Here is a 16,749-nt window from a genome sequence, read left to right on the forward strand (position 1 = left end):
AAACTATTGAACCTTTTAAACCAAGGGGTGATGTCATGATCGTATCACTGCCTGTCCATTGGATCATTATCATCGATATACTTGCCTGGACGTTCTTTCATCTCGCCATTTCGGTCATCTGTTTGAAACTGCCTTTGTCATGGTTCCTGGAAGACCGTTTCTGGTTTCGGACGTTCTCTTTTGAACAATCGGGAAAACTGTGGCAGCGCTTGTTCCGGGTGAAAACGTGGAAGGGACTGATTCTCGATGGCACGATTTTTTTGAAAAAGGGATACAGCAAAAAAGGGTTGCATGGGACGAAGGCGGGGGACCTGATGGTGTTTGCGGCGGAAACGAAACGCGCGGAACTCACCCACTTGCTTTCCATTCTCCCTGCTCCGCTGTTCTTCATCTGGAATCCAGCATGGGCAGGATGGGTGATGATCCTGTATGCCCTTGTCTTCAACCTTCCGATTATCGTGGTTCAGCGCTACAATCGGGGGCGCATCTCGGCCATCACGGCAAGGAATCAAGCAGACTATTGTAAGGAAATGAGGGAACGCATATGAGTAAGAAGGTGATTGTCGTTGGGGCAGGTGTTGCCGGACTTGCCAGTGCCATCAGGCTTCAGCACGCGGGGTACGAGGTGGAGTTATATGAAAAAGGATCCACCCCCGGGGGCAAAATGAATCAAATTAAACTGGACGGCTACACGTTTGATCTGGGTCCGAGTATCGTCATGATGCCGGAACTGTATCGGGAACTATTCGAATTATGCGGCCGTGACCCTGATGATTATATCCCAATGGAAAAATTGGATCCGATTTACCGGGCCTATTTCACGGATATTCCCGACCAGCCTTTTGATATCTCGACAGACCTTATCCAAATGACCAAGACCATCGAATCCCTCAGCGAAGAGGATACGGAAGGATTTTTTCAATACCTGCATGAAATTTACAGACGATTTGTCATCGCCAAGCAACACATTCTTCAAAGACCTTTCCGCAAGAGAACGGATTTCTATAATTTCCCCCTGTTGACGAAAGTGCTGCAAATGAAACCATACGACACGGCAGACACGTTTATGGGGAGATTCATCAAGAATGAGCGGCTGAAGCAGCTGATCAGCTTTCAAACGCTGTACATCGGCATTTCTCCTCTAAAAAGTCCATCTTTCTATACGATGATCCCGATGATTCAATTTTTATATGGCGTATGGTTCATCAAAGGCGGAATGTATACGATGGCTTTAGGGATGGAGAGGCTCTTCAAGGAACTTGGGGGAACGATTCACTACGGCAAGGCGGTAGAGGAAATCTCCATTCAAAACCGCAAGGCGGACGGGATTATCGTGGACGGCGGGAAAATCCCTGCAGACTATGTGGTCTGTAACGCAGACTTCCCTTATGCCATGAAACACCTGGTGAAAGACAAGGCTTCCAAGGGCAGATTTACGGATAAGAAGATCGACAGCATGAACTACTCTTGTTCCTGTTTTTTAATGTATCTCGGGATGAACCGGAAATATGAAGACGTCGATCATGTACATACGTTTATTTTTAACGAAAAGCTCAATCAGAATCTGGAGGATATTTTTGACGGGAAGAAATTGACGAATGCCTCCTTTTACGTGTATATCGCTTCAAAGAAAGACCCATCCCTTGCACCTGAGGGGAAGGACGGTTTGTACATTCTGATGCCTGTCTCAAATATTGCTACAGCCGACTATACATGGGACGAGGAAACCATCTCCTATTATCGAAACTATATTTTAAACGAATTAAAGAATATCCCTGGCTTTGAACATGTGGAAGATGAGATTGTGACCGAAACGTATACGACACCACTGGATTTCGAATCGAAATTCAATGCCTATCGCGGGGCCACATTCGGCTTGCAGCCAACACTGGATCAAAGCAACCACAAACGTCCCCAGAGCAAGGCCAGCCACTGTGAGAATCTGTACTTCACAGGAAGCAGCACCCATCCCGGTGCCGGTGTCCCGATCGTGCTGTTATCAGCCAGGATCACCGCACAGGAACTGATACAGGATGATACAGGCAAAGTGTACGATTATTCAGCGAACATACAACCTCAACGGGGATTGTCACATTAGGGACGTCACCCGAAGAGGAAGGAGGCAGGTTATATGACAGCTTCAGAAGTGATCAATCTCGTCTTGGGGGGCCTCGGGGTTGCGATTGCCATTATCCTGTTTTGGTCCTTGCCGGTCCCACGTTTCAAATCCAACAATACGGAGGGACTGCCGTTTCTGTCCATCATTATCCCTGCCCGGAATGAAGAAGCGAGGATCACCCCGTTATTGCAGTCGTTGCAGGAGCAGAGATTCAAAGGATTTGAGGTTTTGTTGGTGGATGACGATTCATCAGATCGTACCGCGGCCATCGCAGAAAGCTACGGAGTCACGGTCCTCCAGAATAACGGGGCAGGGAAATCGTCTGCCTGCTGGCGTGGTGCCAACGAGGCAAAAGGGAGCTGGCTGCTGTTCCTCGATGCAGATACCAGATTCATGAGTGTGGATGGACTACGCAATCTCCTGCATGTGTACCAGGGAAAAGGCGCCAGGGGAATCCTTGCCTTGCAGCCCTATCACACAGTGGAGCGGGTGTATGAACATCTCTCCATTGTCTTTAACATCATCGTCGTAGTGGGCATGAACCTATTCACCATCTGGGGATCACGATTCAAAGCCGCCGGTTCGTTCGGTCCATGCATTCTATGTGATCGAGACGATTACTTCTTATCCGGAGGGCATGAGAAAATCGAAGGGGCCATCATGGATGATCTGGCACTGGGCGAGGCCTTTCTTGAACAGAACCTTCCCGTTCGCTGCCTTGGCGGTAGAGGAATCATTTCGTTCCGCATGTATCCGGAAGGGGTGGGCAGCCTGATCGAAGGCTGGTGCAAAAGCTTTGCCGTTGGTTCGAAGTCCACTCATCCCGTCGTCATGTTGATGGTCATCCTTTGGATTACGGGAAGTTTAACCACTGCGTCTTCATTGATTTCTTCGGTTATTGTGGGAAATACCACCGCTATGATCGTTTATGGGGTATTGTATATCCTCTATGCCGTTCAAACTGGATGGTTTGCCCGCAGGGTCGGGAATTTCAGATGGGGGTATTTCCCGTTTTATCCGCTGTTTTTTTTGTTCTTCGCAGGGATTTTCATTTATTCTTTTGTCCGGGTGAATGTGTTTCATTCTGTGAGGTGGAAGGGGCGGAATATAAAGGTGTGAAAAAGGGTGCTTTTCTAGCGTTTTGAAGGTAATGAGTCTTGAGAAAAAAGGGTGTCTGACCTCAGTAGGTCAGACACCCTTTTGCGGTTTGTGATGGAATGGTCTAACGAAAGGAAAATCGAAGAAATGGAGTGTGGATCATGGTGAGAGGGAACGAAGTGTGGGTATAAGATAGCCGTCATAACCTAAGTAGAGAAATGAAGATTACCTTTCAGCTCGATTCTCAAGAGTGAAAACCCGTTTATCAATATTAGTGATTCTGGTGTTCAGATAATGAAAATCTGTTTCAGAACGTTGGCTGCCTACTTTAACAAAGCAATGACATCTTCTGTTTGGGATGTTTCAATTCGATTGACTGTTTCTTTTACCTCTTTCAAATCATTTCCGAATTCCTTCAGTTTACCGTCGAACTCTTTCATATTACTGTCTAATTCTTTTATGTTACTGTCTAGTTCCTTAATGTTCTGTTGAATATCAGATAACATGTTCACGATTTGTTTGTCCATTTTTCTCACCTCCTTCCTCCTATTATAGTGGAAATGGAATGATGATACTACTCTGATAGTGTGTGAATAAGATGCCAATGGGACAGGTACATTATTCCAGATACCATTGTTTATGTTTTCCCCATTTTGAATGATTACCTTTTTGGATAAGGTAGAATGAGCTTCACTCCATGTTTAGGAGTGGGGCTTTTTAGTGGCTATGATCTTGAAGTATGATAGAGGGAATCTACTGTTTTCCCTTGGCTTAAAAAGGAAGCAGGAGAACCGTCCCCATGCTTCCCTTCTTATGCCCAAAACAAAAAATCCACAAATTTTTTAAAAACATATTGTAAAGCGCTTTCAATTATCATATAATTTCAATAAATCGATTTAGTAAACCGGTTTAGTAAATCGGTTTAGGAAATGAAAGTTGGAGACTATGGAATGAAAAAAGTGACGATTGCTGATGTTGCTCAGCATGCGAATGTATCTAAGAGTACCGTTTCCCAGTACTTAAATAATCGTTTTGATTATATGAGGGAAGAAACGAAGAATCGAATAGAAGAAAGCATCAAAGAGCTTGGGTATCGACCGAATATTGTCGCGAGGAGCCTCAAGCAGAAGTCGACGACGACAATCGGGGTGATTGTGGCGAATATTCTACATACGTTCTCGACCCAGGTGATCAGGGCCATTGAAGACACATGTCAGGAAGCCGAGTTTCACACGATTGTCTGTAATGCAGATGATGATCCTGAGAAAGAGCGGAAGTATATCGAAATGCTCCGTGCCAAGCAGGTGGATGGAATCATTCTTTTACCAACCGGTGATAATGCAGCCTTATACAATGAGATGCTTGCGGAAGGCTATCCCATCGTGTTCGTTGACCGGACGGTGCCTGATGTAGGGATACCATCGATGCTCCTTGATAACGAGAAAGCATCAGGGATGGGAATTCAGCATTTCATCGACAGGGGATACACGAAGATTGGCATCATCACGAATGTGATCCGGAATGTCACCCCGAGGATGGAGAGGATCAACGGCTATAAGAATACGATGAACGCCAATGGCCTGGACATACGGGAAGACTACATCAAGAGCCTGGAAGTGAGCAGGATCAGAGAAGGGGTTCACGAACTGCTATCCCTGGACGATCCGCCGGAAGCGATCCTGGCGGGAAATGATTTAACGCTCATTGAGATTTTGAAATATGTAAAAGAACATCATGTGAAGATTCCTGAAGACTTGGCCATCATCGGAATCGACGATGTGTCCTTTGCCGGTTTCTATGAACCGGGATTGACGATTGTGGCTCAGCCTACGTTTGAAATCGGGAAGAAAGCAGCGGAATTTTTATTAAACAAAATTCAGAAAAAAGAGGATCAGGATGAGGGCTTGGTATTCCGATTCGATCCGAAGTTGATCATACGAGAATCTTGTTAGACAGAAAGGGTGTTACCCATGAATGATGTAGTGACGATAGGCGATGCGATGATCACTCTTGATCCATCATCGACCGGGCCGATGCGGTTTGTCTCTTCTTTTGAACGGAAAATCGGGGGAGCCGAGCTGAACTTTGCGATTGGCTGTGCACGGCTTGGATTGAAGACCGGTTGGATCAGCCGACTGGGGAATGATGAGTTTGGAAGGCATATCTTCAACACTGTCCGCGGTGAAGGGGTGGATGTGTCCGAAGTGGAACTCGTAGATGGATATCCGACTTCCCTGAACTTCAAGGAAATCATGGGGGATGGGAGTTCACGGACCTTCTACTACAGAGACCGTTCTCCTACAACCGTGTTGACGAAAGAAACCCTGAATGAAGAATTCTTGAAAAACACGAAGATCCTTCATATCACCGGGGTATTCCCGGCAGTGGATAAAACGAAGAATATCGAGCTGATCCGCCACGCAATCATCGAAGCCAAAAAGCATGGAGTGATGGTATCATGCGACCCGAATATCCGACTGAAGCTGTGGAGTGAGGATGAAGCGAGGGACGTGCTGAGAAGCTTCCTCCCATATGTCGACATCCTTCTGACGGGAATCGAGGAAGCCGAGCTGATGTTCGGTACGACCGACACGAATGAAATCATCGAGCATTGTAAGCAATTCGGCATCACTCATCTCGCCATTAAGAAAGGTGAGGAAGGTTCGGTTGGATATGTGGACGGTGAATATGTTGAAGCCCCGGCGGTAATGGCGAAGAAAGTGGTGGATACGGTAGGTGCCGGTGATGGATTCGATGCAGGTTTCATTTATGGGATCCTTCAGAACTGGCCTTTGAAGAAAGCGCTTCATTTTGCGAATATAATCGGGTCAATGGTTGTCAGTGTGACGGGTGATAATGAAGGGCTGCCCTATTTAGAAGATGTCCTTGTCCATTTGGGTGAAAAAGAACGAGTGGAAAGATAGGGGGATGGCATGAATATACAAGTGGCGCTTGACCGCCTGACCAGGGAAGAATGCTTTCAGATTTTGGAGGATACAGGTTCTTACGTGGACTGGATCGAGATAGGAACTGGTGTAATAAAGGAATATGGAATGGCGATTGTCCGCGACATACGCGAGAAGTATCCGGATAAAACCATCGTCGCAGATATGAAAACATGCGATGCAGGTAAACATGAAGCGACACAGGCTCTTGATGCCGGGGCGGACATCACGACCGTCATGGCGTTCTCTGCCGACAAGACGATCACCGATACTCTCGAAGTGGCTGAGTCACGAGGAAAACGAGTGATGATCGACCTTCTGGGAGTTTCGGAGAATGAGAGAGTCAGAGAATTACAGGAACTTGGTGTTTCTCTTGTCAGCCTGCACATCGGAAAAGACATGCAGGAAACAGGTGAAAGCACCGGCAGTCTGTTTGATCTGATACAGGGAATCAGCGGACTTGAGACGGCCGTTGCCGGGGGGATCACACTCGAGACACTGCCAGGCATTGTGAAGAACAGCCCCGATACGGTCATTATTGGTAGCGCTATCACGAAAGCGAAAGACCCTGCAGAAGCTGCAAAGGCGATGAAAGGACTGATTAGAGAATGAAATCAATCATCACGACGGTAGCCGATGAAATCACAGAAGTTTTATCAAAGGTGAAAGAAGAAGAGGCGATCCATCTTTCAGAGCAATTGAAAAAAGCGAAGCGGATCTTCGTATATGGTGAAGGACGTTCAGGTTTGATGGGGAAAGCATTCGCGATGCGTTTGATGCACGGAGGCTTTCCGGTATATGTCATCGGGGAAACAATCACACCGAGCATGGACAAAGGGGACCTGCTTATCGCTATTACAGGATCGGGTTCAACAGGAGCGATTGTTCAATTTGCCACAAAAGCGAAAGAAATTGGGGCGGGAGTGTTTTTAGTAACCACAAACCGTGAATCAAAGCTTGCGTCGATCAGTGACGGGATCCTTTGCATCCCCGCTGCTACAAAATTCCGGAGAGCGGAGGAACCGGAAACGATCCAGCCCCTCGGCAACCAGTTCGATCAGTCGGTCCACCTTGTGCTTGACGCGGTCATCATCGGGACACTGGATGATGGGGATACAAATGAAACCATGGCCAAACGGCATGCAAATATAGAGTAGAGGGGCGGTGAAGGAATGAATCCAATAGAGTTTATGAAAGAAGAAATCCTCGTGGCCGTCATCCGGGAAGCCACTCCACAAACCATTCTGCCGATTGCAGAAGCATTGTATGAGGGCGGAGTGAAAGTGCTTGAGCTCACGGCGGAGACACCGAAGTTTACAAGATTGATCGAAATCGTCAGAGAGGAAATGGACGGTCGGGTCCTGACTGGTGCAGGGACCGTCCTCGATCCAGAAACAGCAAGGGCCGCCATCATGGCAGGAAGTGAATTCATCGTTTCCCCGTCATTCAATGCGGAGACGGTGAAGATGACCAAACGCTACGGCATCCCGAGTATACCGGGGGCCCTGACACCGACGGAAATCCTGACGGCATATGAGCTCGGGGCCGACATGATCAAAGTATTTCCTGCCAATACATTCGGACCAGGCTATGTGAAGAGCATCCACGGTCCATTCCCATCGATCCCACTGATGGTGACCGGGGGAATCAATATGGATAATCTTACGGAATATCTGGAAGCTGGAGCGTTGGCTGTCGGTCTGGGGGGCAACTTAGTGAATACTAAGCAATTGCATCGTGCAGAAGATTATCAGCGTTTGACTCAGAAAGCACGTGAATACAGGCAACTCGTTCAGAAGGTAAAGGCTGTTCAAACGATTAAATCATAATAAGGGGGAACTAGGGATGAAGAAATTTTTCTTACTTTCATTTGTATTATTGTTGGCTGTTTCCGGCATTCTTGCAGGATGCGGAAGTGACGAAGCATCAGGGGGAGAAGCAGGGAAGAAAATCAAGATTGTAGCGGCGCATAACCAGACATCACCGGACAATCCATACCAAACGGGACTTTTGAAATTCAAGGAAGTCGCTGAAAGCAAGTCAGACGGGGATATTGAAGTGGAAGTGCATGCAGGAACCATCGGGACGGAAGAATCGGAACTGGTTGAAAAGCTGAAGCTTGGGGCAGCGGATGTGGTACTTGTTTCACCTGGATTCATGACTCAAACAGGAATCAAGGAAATCGACCTTCTGGCCATGCCTTACCTTTTTGACAGCTATGATCACTGGGAAAAGACGGTTGACGGAGAAGTCGGGGATGAAATGGCAAAATTGATCAACGAAAAGTCGAACAATGATTTCAAACTGATCGGGTACTGGTCTGCCGGTGTGAGACATTATTATGGGAAAAAGCCGCTTGAAAAAATGGAAGACATTAAGGGAATGACGTTCAGAACACAGACATCAGGTGTAGTGGCGGACTATTGGAAGAAAGTAGGGGCCATCCCGACATCGATCGCGTGGGGAGAATTATATCAAGCGCTTCAGCAAAATGTCGTCGATTCCTCTGAAAACTCATATCCATATTTTGTACAACAGAACCATCATAAAACGGACAACGGGAAATATATCACGGAGACAGCGCATGATTACACCACACGTTTCTTATTGGTGAACGGTAAGAAATTTGATTCCTACTCGAAAGAACAGCAGGATATCATCATCGAAGCAGCAAAGGCATCTGTGAAAGCAGAAAGAGAAGCAGTTTATGCTCAAGAAGAGGAGTACAAACAAAAAGCCATTGATGAAGGAGCGAAAGTAAACGAAATCGACCGTGAACCATTCATCAAATTGGCAGAGCCTCTTCAAGAGAAAGCAGCTAAAGATATTGGAGCAGAAGACCTGCTTAAAAAAATTAAAAAGCTTAAGTAAAAACGCTCGTTAAAAGGGAAGAGATGATCTGTTCTTCCCTTTACTTGTGAAAGGGGGAAGACGATCTTATGATAAAGGCTCTTGAAAAAATTCAAATGACCATCGGTGCTATGTTCTTACTTATCTTTTTTGCAGCCATCATGGTTCAAATCGTCACCAGACATCTTGGGATTTCTGTCATCTGGACAGAAGAGGTGGCCAACTATTCCTTCATTTGGTCAGTCTTTATGGGTGCATCCGTCATGGTGAGCAAAAGGGAACACTTCAGTTTCGACTTCCTTATCGGGAAGCTTCAAGGGAAGTCGAAAGTGTCATTACTGATCGTGATTGATGCAGTGATCTTATTATTCTCATTTGCTCTTTTCTACTATGGAATTGAAACTGTACAGAATTTCTGGAATTACAATTGGACGTCCATCCCTGAATTGAAGATGGGATATGTGTGGATTTCCATCCCGGTCATGGGGGCGACCATGATGATTTACTCCGGGAGTCAATTGGTTAACAATATTAAATCGCTTAAAGGAAGGGGGGCACAGGCATGATTGGTATAGGATTGGTTGGATTATTTCTGATTTTGATGCTGATCGGTGTACCGATTGCCTTTGTCATCGGCATCATTGCCCTCCTTGGTATTTTTACCGTACCGTATATTCCTGAAGTGACGGTCCCGATGAAGATGCTGAACGGGATCGACTCGTTCGTCCTGCTGGCCGTGCCGTTATTCATCCTGGCAGCCAACCTGATGAACCACGGGAAGATTTCACAAAAGCTGATCGATCTTTCACTGACGATGGTCGGTCACATCAGAGGGGGCCTCGCTCACGCGAATATCCTTGTCTCGATGATTTTTGCTGGAGTATCGGGTGCCGCTCAGGCAGATACAGCCGGGGTAGGGAAAATCCTGATCCCGAACATGAAAAAGCAGGGATATGATACGGAAACGGCTGTCGGCGTGACAGCAGCTTCTTCCACGATCGGCGTCATCATCCCGCCGAGTATCCCGATGATCATTTTCGCCGGATTGACGAATGCCTCGGTTGGAGCGTTGTTCCTTGGTGGGATCGTACCAGGTGTCTTGATCGGGCTTGGCATGATGCTCTTCATTTATATCATGGCGTTGAAAAAGGGATATCCAAGATCGAAACGCGCGACATTCAGCGAATTTTTCAAACTCATGTACGAAACGGTACCTGCCCTGATCACTCCGATCATCATCATAGGTGGGATCATCTCGGGGTTCTTCACTCCGACGGAAGCCGCAGCCGTTGCTTGTTTGTACACGCTATTGATTTGTATGTTTTTCTATAAAACATTGAAACTATCGGATCTTCCAAAGATTATTAAAGATACATTGGCGCTTAGCTCGCTGTCACTGTTTGCCCTTGCTGCTGCAAGTGCCCTGGGTGAGCTGATGAGCTACTATCAATTATCGGTTAAGGCGCAGGAGTTCTTCGTGAATAACGTTGGGGCAGAGTGGGTATTCATCCTGATCATTATTGCATTCTTCCTGTTCGTCGGAACGTTCATGGACGCGATTCCGGCCATGATCTTATTCGTCCCGGTCATCCTGCCGACAGCCAATCTTTTCGGAATGGAACCGGTCCATCTCGGACTGATCGTGGTCATGACGCTCGCCATCGGACTCGTCACCCCTCCTTACGGGTTATGTCTCCTGCTGGCAGCGAAGATAGGAAAGCTCAGTATCGAGAAATCCTTCTCAGCCGTCATGCCGTATATATTGATTGTCCTCGTCGTTCTGTTATTCGTCGCATTTTTACCGGAAGTGGCATTTTATCTTCCGAAGTTGATTAACCCAAGCCTATTCTGATGAACCGGCTAGATATAAAAAGGAGAGTCGATCGCAATGGTAAAAAGAGAAGTATTAAGCAGTGAAGGCTCCATGATGCTCGTAAAGGTGGAACTCGCGGAAGGATTCGTCGGCGACATCGACCAGCATCCCGAAGAGCAATTGAGCTTTATTGAAAAAGGGCAAGTGGAGTTCGAAGTCGATGGAGAAAAAAGAATCTTGTCACAGGGGGATACGCAGTATATCCCATCAAGCATCCAGCATCGGGTGAAAGTGCTCGAGGAGTGCGTGATTTTGGATATGTTTTCGCCGATTCGGAAGGACTTGCTGCAGGGATAAGGTATAGGAGAGCTTCACCCCGTGTTTTAGGGTGAAGCTTTTTTTATCGTTTATATAGAAGTATGATAAATGGGGACGACTCTGTTGCTTTGCTTTTGAGTGAAGAGGAAGCACGAGAACCGTCCCTATGCTTATAAAATTATACAACAGAGGTGACCCCATACCATGAGCTGGAAGATAAAGAGCTTCAATGAACTATCCACCCATGAACTATATGAACTATTACAAGTAAGGACCCAGGTGTTTGTCGTGGAACAGGAATGTCCCTACCTGGAAGTCGATGGGAAGGATCTGCAATCCCATCATCTTTATAGGGAAGAAAACGGAGAGGTGGTTGCCTATGCACGGCTCTTACCTGCGGGTGTTTCCTACAACGAACCATCCATCGGGAGGGTCCTCGTGAAGGAAGGACATCGTCGGAAAGGGTTCGCAAGCGAGCTGGTGAAAAGAGGATTGGCCTTCATACATGATGAGTGGGGGGACCAACCGGTGAAGATTCAGGCACAGGAATATTTGCGGGAGTTCTATGGGTCGTTTGGATTCAAGGCGATAACGGAAACCTATTTGGATGATGGGATTCCCCATATCGATATGATTTTGCAGAACCCTACCAGTTAAAAACATGCCAAACAAGCCACGGGGATAGGTCCCGTGGCTTGTTTAAGTTGCCGATATGGAAGCATGAGAACCGTCCCTATGCTTCTATTCTTTTAAAAATTTCTCCAATGCGATATGAAGGCTGGAGGTTACGGCGATCCTGGAAGAGTCGATTCCAAGGTGGGTCATGGTCTGGGCGATTTCGGGTCTGATTCCGGATAGGATGGTTTCGATTCCGATCAGGGATAGGGCATCCACTACCTTGAAGATGCGGTCTGCCACCATTGTATCGATGATCGGGACGCCGGATAGGTCAATGACCATGTATTCCAGTGATAATTCGTTCCCTTTTGAGAGTGCTTTATCCATCAGTTCCTGAGCTCTTTCGGTGTCTATGTCCCCGATTAATGGGAGAACTCCGATTTGCTTCGTGATTTTGATCACCGGGATGGATAACTCGAGCGCTGTTGCTTCAGCCGCATTGATCCGTGTATAAAATCTTCTTGTATACGACATGGTCAGCCAATGGACGGCCCTGTCCACCACTGCATCAAAATCAGAGATCAGGTCATAGAATTGATCAAATGACATATTGAATGTTGATGCTTCCCCTTTTATGATTTGCCCGATTAAATTCCGGTAATCCCTCACTTCATCCAGGGCCACTTCCAAAGGAAGATTGAAGTTAACGAGTGTATCGACAGCTTCCGATCCCCACTCTTTCAACTGTTCGAAGGCCGTGTCTAGGTCACTCTCAATCGATTTGGCATAAATGTCGATGATATCCTCACGCCAACTATGAAGCTTGGATTCTATGTTGCGATACTTACTTGACCGTAAATTATCCTTTTGAACAATCAGTTCTTGCTTTTGACTCAATACTTTTTCACAGATTGCTTTCGTATATGTTGGTCTGCCTTGATCGATCATGTTCGTAACGCCTCTCCTTTTACTGTAGTTTCCAACTATAGTTTAACATAATGGATGGTGAGAGTTGGAGTGGGAACGCTTGGGATGGGGGAGGGTGAGGCATGGGAGTTGGATTGTTTGTAGGGATAGCAAAGAGATTTTGATGTGATGTGGCTGAATTGCCACTTTTCGTTGGGTAGAGTGAGGACGGTTCGACTCTACTTTGATTTTATTAGTAACAACAATAATATCATTTAAATCAATATTAATTTATTGTAAAACAATAAACAGCGTGCTAAAATCGAGTTATCATTTTAAATGAGTGAGGTGTTTGGATTGAATGATAAGCGAGTTTCAGCCATTTTCTTAAAGGCCATTATTTTTCTGATTGGAGCTGCAGTGCTTACTTTGTGCGTGTATTGGATGCCTGTGTTAACCATCAGAGATGTAAAAGCTCATCCAGGTGGGGATTATTCGATATATCCCCTTTTAGTATGTGCGTATGGGATCTGTCTTACATTTCTTTTTTCGCTCTTTCATGTATATAAACTAGTCACCTTTATCGAAAGGAACAATGCTTTCTCGGAGTCATCCTATCAATCTTTAAAGGTGATAAAAAAATGTGCTTTTATCGTCATTGGCTTCTTTGTGTTCATGATCATCAGCTTAAAGGTGATTTCTAGTATCTCAGGAGATGATTCAGCAGGTCCGATATCGTTAAGTCTGATGAGTATTTTAGCAACAAGTATTATCATAGCGGTTGTGGACATCCTTCAAAGGCCATTAACAGCTTTCCTGGATAAAAAATAAGGTAGATTGGGTACGAATCCCACTCTACTTTTTTTCTTTTGGGAAGGGAATAAAATCTTTTTGATGAATTGGGGAGAAGCGGGGTGTTTGTAATGGGGGATGTAAAGGGAATGGTGAAACGAGGACACCGCTTTGGCACTTCTTTTTCACTAAAAAAGAAGCACGAGAACCGTCCCCGTGCTTCCCTTGACTTTCACAACGAAATTTATTATCGTTATAAAAAACCAAATATGATTTTTACATTCGTATAACTCCAATAATATGGTTTGGAGGTCTCTACCAGGAACCAGAAAATCCTGATTACGAAGAAGGTACCGTTCGGTGTATTTTCTTCGTAATCAGGATTTTTTTTATAGAAAAATTGAGGAGGTCCACCATGAATTATTCAAAAATGCCTAAAATTGAACTACACTGCCATCTTGATGGGAGCGTCAGACCCGAGACGATTATTGATTTAGCAAAAAAAGACGGGATACATATCCCTTCATTTGATAGGGAAGAGATGAGAGGGGAACTCATCGCCCCATTGGACTGCGAATCATTGGATGAATACTTGGAGAAGTTCTCGATTCCCAATGACGTGATGCAGTCGAAAGAGAATTTGAAGAGAATCACCTTTGAACTCTATGAAGATGCAGCGGGGGAAAACGTGAAATATATGGAGGTCCGGTTCGCCCCGTTGCTTCATACACAGAAGGGATTATCGGTGGAAGAGATTATCGGAAGTGTCATCGAAGGAATGAAAGAGGCGGAAGAGCAATTTGATATCAAAGGAAATATCATTCTGTGCTGTATGAGAACGATGTCACCGGAAAGTGCCTTTGAGGTTGTGGAAAAGGGGAAGAACTTCCTCGGAAAAGGAGTCGTCGCCATTGATTTATGTGCGTCCGAAGAGGAAGGGTTCTGCAGGGAATTCATCGAACCGATTGCCCTCGCCAGAGAATATGGCTACAGAGTCACCATCCACGCCGGTGAAACGGGAATCGGAAGAAATGTCCTCGAGGCGGTTGAATGGCTCGGGGCCGAACGAATCGGGCACGGCGTTTACATAAAAGACTGTCCTGAAGCGTATCAGGTTGTAAAAGAAAAGGGGATCGTCCTTGAAATCTGCCCGACGAGTAACGTCCAAACAAAAGCTGTGGAGGAGTTCCGCGATCACCCACTGTACGATTTTCACCGGGAAGGCATCAAGATCACCATCAATACCGACAACAGAACGGTATCGGACACCACAATGACGAAGGAATGTGAACTCGTCTGGGGTGAATTTGCCATGAATGAAGAGGACTATCGGGCGATTTATCTGAACAGTGTCGAAGCTGCTTTCGCGAGTGATGAGGTGAAGGCTGGGTTAAGGAAGCAAGGGGACGGTTCTGCTGCTTCCTTTTGATATAGAAAATCAGGAAGCACGAGAACCGTCCCCATGCTTCCTGATTTTAGTTACCAACTCTTCTTAAAGGATTCCTTCACATCGCCAACTTTTTCTTGAATCTTTCCTTTATCTTTGTCGCGTTCGCCTTCCGCAATCGTAGAATCGTCGTTTGTCAGTTTGCCTAAGCCTTTCTTCAAATCACCTTTAACCTGCTTTTGCTTTCCGCTTGCTTGATCATGATTTTCTCTCATTTTTCACTACCTCATTTCTATATTTTTATTTCCTATTATTCAATAACCAATTGGAATAGAAATAAAACAAAAAGGGAGACGGGAAATAGTGGGAATGAGTGACGGAGGGGTATTCTACTTCTTTTCTAACCGAAAGGAAGCACGAGAACCGTCCCCATGCTTCCCCTTGAAAAAAATGTCTTTCTTTTCTGCACGTCTATAGTGTATGATACATAGTATAAAGCATATAGTGTACGACACACAGTATTTTTAATCAAAGAGGTGAACATATGGATAAGTCACTGCTGACATCGTTGACGACGGAGCTGCGGAGGGGGACTTTGACCCTGGCGGTACTAAGTCAATTGCGGACACCGCAGTATGGATATTCACTTGTACAACTATTGGAGAAAAGCGGAATTTCAATGGAGCAGAGTACACTCTATCCACTGCTGCGCCGGTTGGAGAAACAGGAACTGGTCACGAGCAGCTGGGACCGGACGGAAAGCAGGCCGAGGAGATATTATGTGCTGAGCGAATACGGCATTGAGATTCTCGGGCAATTACAGACCGAATGGGAAAAGATGTCTGGGGAATTGGCCATTTTATTAAAGGGGGACGAGGAAGGATGAAGCTTGTTGAACTCTATATTCAAGAAGTGATGCGAAGGCTTCCGGAGAAGAACCGGGAGGATATTGCCTTGGAATTGAAATCGACGATCGAAGACATGCTGCCGGAGGATTACACAGAAGAGGATGTGAGGGAGGTACTGACTTCACTCGGGAATCCAGCTGTGCTTGCCTCGAATTATCAAGACAGACCGATGCATCTGATCGGGCCAAGATATTATGATCTGTATGTAACGCTCTTGAAGATCATTCTCCCGCTTTCCGTTGCGATTACGTTCATCGTGTTGGCCGTTTCATCTGTTTTGAGCTATTCAGGGGAATCAAATCCCATCGGGGTCCTCTTGTCGATTGTAGGAAATGGGCTGGGCGAGGCCATCGGAACAGCCATGCAGGTCTTCTTTTGGCTGACCCTCACCTTTGCCGTCATCGAGCGGACCGTTTCAACGGACAGTCAGACTCCCATCACCATGAAAGGGAAAGAGTGGACGCCTGATGACTTGAAAGACATTCCCTATATTCCGAAAGAAAAACGAATTTCCAAGTTTGAGATTTTCGGAGGCTTGGTGTGGACGATCATCTGGGCAACCTGTTACTTTAAAGCCGCAAGTATTGTCGGTATGTATGAAAAGACTGATAGCGGAAGAATATTCACTCCTTTTTTTAACGGTGATGTACTCATCGGATATTGGCCATTGGTCGTGTTCCTGATCGCCCTGGAACTTCACCTGCTTCTTAAAAAGTGGAAAGCAGGGGTATGGACCAGGAAGCTTGCCATCATGAATGCAGTCTATCAGTTCATTCCCGTACTAGCCTTTATGTTCATGTTCAGGAATATGGAGTTGCTGAATCCCGGATTCATCGATCGCATCCAGGAACTCTTCAACGGCTCCTTCAACTTCCAGTGGCTCTACCTGACCATATCCGTTGCGCTACTAGTCGCAGCCGTGATCAACAGCTATGACGGATTTAAAAAAGCCTGGAAGCATGGGGACGGTTCTGCTGCTTCCATTTGATTTTAAA

General features: G+C 46.0%; 20 protein-coding genes and 1 riboswitch. Of the genes, 17 read left to right on the forward strand and 3 right to left on the reverse strand.

From position 1 onward, the window contains the following. Positions 1-35 precede the first annotated feature (35 nt). The 3 genes from BVI01S_RS00375 to BVI01S_RS00385 are packed head-to-tail and all read left to right on the forward strand — an operon-like array spanning position 36 to position 3,238. Positions 36-548 carry a glycosyl-4,4'-diaponeurosporenoate acyltransferase CrtO family protein gene (locus BVI01S_RS00375; protein ID WP_061808787.1) on the forward strand — a complete coding sequence of 171 codons (513 nt, stop codon included), beginning with the start codon at positions 36-38 and terminating at the stop codon, positions 546-548. After that, positions 545-2,098: a phytoene desaturase family protein gene (locus BVI01S_RS00380; protein WP_061808788.1), complete on the forward strand. Its 1,554-nt coding sequence runs from the start codon at positions 545-547 to the stop codon at positions 2,096-2,098. Before BVI01S_RS00375 ends, BVI01S_RS00380 begins: the two co-directional genes overlap by 4 nt. A 33-nt stretch (positions 2,099-2,131) precedes the next feature. Beyond that, on the forward strand, positions 2,132-3,238 hold the full coding sequence (locus tag BVI01S_RS00385; RefSeq protein ID WP_061808789.1) for a glycosyltransferase family 2 protein: 1,107 nt from the start codon (positions 2,132-2,134) through the stop codon (positions 3,236-3,238). A 302-nt stretch (positions 3,239-3,540) separates the two neighbouring features. On the opposite strand, the gene BVI01S_RS00390 is transcribed toward BVI01S_RS00385, so the two are convergent. After that, on the reverse strand, positions 3,541-3,744 hold the full coding sequence (locus BVI01S_RS00390) for a hypothetical protein (protein ID WP_061808790.1): 204 nt from the start codon (positions 3,742-3,744) through the stop codon (positions 3,541-3,543). A 423-nt stretch (positions 3,745-4,167) separates the two neighbouring features. Between BVI01S_RS00390 and BVI01S_RS00395 the strand changes: the two genes are divergently transcribed. The 10 genes from BVI01S_RS00395 (at position 4,168) to BVI01S_RS00440 (ending at position 11,800) form a co-directional block, all read left to right on the forward strand. Beyond that, positions 4,168-5,169, forward strand: a complete 1,002-nt coding sequence (locus tag BVI01S_RS00395) for a LacI family DNA-binding transcriptional regulator (RefSeq protein ID WP_061808791.1) — start codon at positions 4,168-4,170, stop codon at positions 5,167-5,169. 18 nt (positions 5,170-5,187) lie between these two features. Continuing rightward, entirely contained in the window at positions 5,188-6,141 is a 954-nt protein-coding gene (locus BVI01S_RS00400) for a sugar kinase (protein ID WP_061808792.1), read from the forward strand. Between the two features lie 9 nt (positions 6,142-6,150). Beyond that, positions 6,151-6,774 carry a 3-hexulose-6-phosphate synthase gene (gene hxlA, locus BVI01S_RS00405; RefSeq protein ID WP_061808793.1) on the forward strand — a complete coding sequence of 208 codons (624 nt, stop codon included), beginning with the start codon at positions 6,151-6,153 and terminating at the stop codon, positions 6,772-6,774. Further along, positions 6,771-7,319: a 6-phospho-3-hexuloisomerase gene (gene hxlB, locus BVI01S_RS00410; protein ID WP_061808794.1), complete on the forward strand. Its 549-nt coding sequence runs from the start codon at positions 6,771-6,773 to the stop codon at positions 7,317-7,319. Before hxlA ends, hxlB begins: the two co-directional genes overlap by 4 nt. A gap of 15 nt (positions 7,320-7,334) precedes the next feature. Beyond that, complete coding sequence (locus tag BVI01S_RS00415; protein ID WP_061808795.1) at positions 7,335-7,991, forward strand: bifunctional 4-hydroxy-2-oxoglutarate aldolase/2-dehydro-3-deoxy-phosphogluconate aldolase; 657 nt, start codon at positions 7,335-7,337, stop codon at positions 7,989-7,991. Positions 7,992-8,007: 16 nt separating this feature from the next. After that, positions 8,008-9,033, forward strand: coding sequence for a TRAP transporter substrate-binding protein (locus BVI01S_RS00420; RefSeq protein WP_061808796.1), 1,026 nt, complete (start codon positions 8,008-8,010; stop codon positions 9,031-9,033). Positions 9,034-9,101: 68 nt separating this feature from the next. After that, positions 9,102-9,578 carry a TRAP transporter small permease gene (locus BVI01S_RS00425; RefSeq protein ID WP_061808797.1) on the forward strand — a complete coding sequence of 159 codons (477 nt, stop codon included), beginning with the start codon at positions 9,102-9,104 and terminating at the stop codon, positions 9,576-9,578. After that, positions 9,575-10,864 carry a TRAP transporter large permease gene (locus tag BVI01S_RS00430; protein WP_174523008.1) on the forward strand — a complete coding sequence of 430 codons (1,290 nt, stop codon included), beginning with the start codon at positions 9,575-9,577 and terminating at the stop codon, positions 10,862-10,864. The genes BVI01S_RS00425 and BVI01S_RS00430 overlap by 4 nt, the downstream gene beginning before the upstream one ends. 36 nt (positions 10,865-10,900) lie before the next feature. Next, positions 10,901-11,182: a cupin domain-containing protein gene (locus BVI01S_RS00435; RefSeq protein ID WP_051758384.1), complete on the forward strand. Its 282-nt coding sequence runs from the start codon at positions 10,901-10,903 to the stop codon at positions 11,180-11,182. 165 nt (positions 11,183-11,347) lie between these two features. After that, the gene (locus BVI01S_RS00440) at positions 11,348-11,800 is read left to right on the forward strand and encodes a GNAT family N-acetyltransferase (RefSeq protein ID WP_061808798.1); all 453 of its coding nucleotides are present in this window, start codon (positions 11,348-11,350) and stop codon (positions 11,798-11,800) included. Positions 11,801-11,884: 84 nt separating this feature from the next. Here BVI01S_RS00440 and BVI01S_RS00445 read toward each other — a convergent pair whose 3' ends face one another. Further along, on the reverse strand, positions 11,885-12,709 hold the full coding sequence (locus tag BVI01S_RS00445) for an STAS domain-containing protein (RefSeq protein ID WP_082804602.1): 825 nt from the start codon (positions 12,707-12,709) through the stop codon (positions 11,885-11,887). 315 nt (positions 12,710-13,024) lie between these two features. On the opposite strand from BVI01S_RS00445, the gene BVI01S_RS00450 reads away from it, so the two are divergent. Together BVI01S_RS00450 and add are read left to right on the forward strand one after the other, a co-directional pair. Next, positions 13,025-13,498 carry a DUF2975 domain-containing protein gene (locus BVI01S_RS00450; protein WP_061808799.1) on the forward strand — a complete coding sequence of 158 codons (474 nt, stop codon included), beginning with the start codon at positions 13,025-13,027 and terminating at the stop codon, positions 13,496-13,498. Between the two features lie 223 nt (positions 13,499-13,721). After that, positions 13,722-13,821, forward strand: a riboswitch (purine riboswitch). A gap of 53 nt (positions 13,822-13,874) precedes the next feature. After that, positions 13,875-14,888: an adenosine deaminase gene (gene add, locus BVI01S_RS00455; protein ID WP_061808800.1), complete on the forward strand. Its 1,014-nt coding sequence runs from the start codon at positions 13,875-13,877 to the stop codon at positions 14,886-14,888. A 50-nt stretch (positions 14,889-14,938) separates the two neighbouring features. Here add and BVI01S_RS00460 read toward each other — a convergent pair whose 3' ends face one another. Continuing rightward, positions 14,939-15,121, reverse strand: coding sequence for a CsbD family protein (locus tag BVI01S_RS00460; protein ID WP_034761901.1), 183 nt, complete (start codon positions 15,119-15,121; stop codon positions 14,939-14,941). A gap of 269 nt (positions 15,122-15,390) precedes the next feature. Here BVI01S_RS00460 and BVI01S_RS00465 point away from each other — a divergent pair, with 269 nt between their 5' ends. Next, positions 15,391-15,732, forward strand: a complete 342-nt coding sequence (locus tag BVI01S_RS00465) for a PadR family transcriptional regulator (protein WP_034761903.1) — start codon at positions 15,391-15,393, stop codon at positions 15,730-15,732. Next, entirely contained in the window at positions 15,729-16,742 is a 1,014-nt protein-coding gene (locus BVI01S_RS00470) for an HAAS signaling domain-containing protein (protein ID WP_061808801.1), read from the forward strand. Before BVI01S_RS00465 ends, BVI01S_RS00470 begins: the two co-directional genes overlap by 4 nt. The last annotated feature ends 7 nt before the right edge of the window (positions 16,743-16,749 follow it).

This window comes from Rossellomorea vietnamensis NBRC 101237, from assembly GCF_001591825.1.
Classification (GTDB): domain Bacteria; phylum Bacillota; class Bacilli; order Bacillales; family Bacillaceae_B; genus Rossellomorea; species Rossellomorea vietnamensis.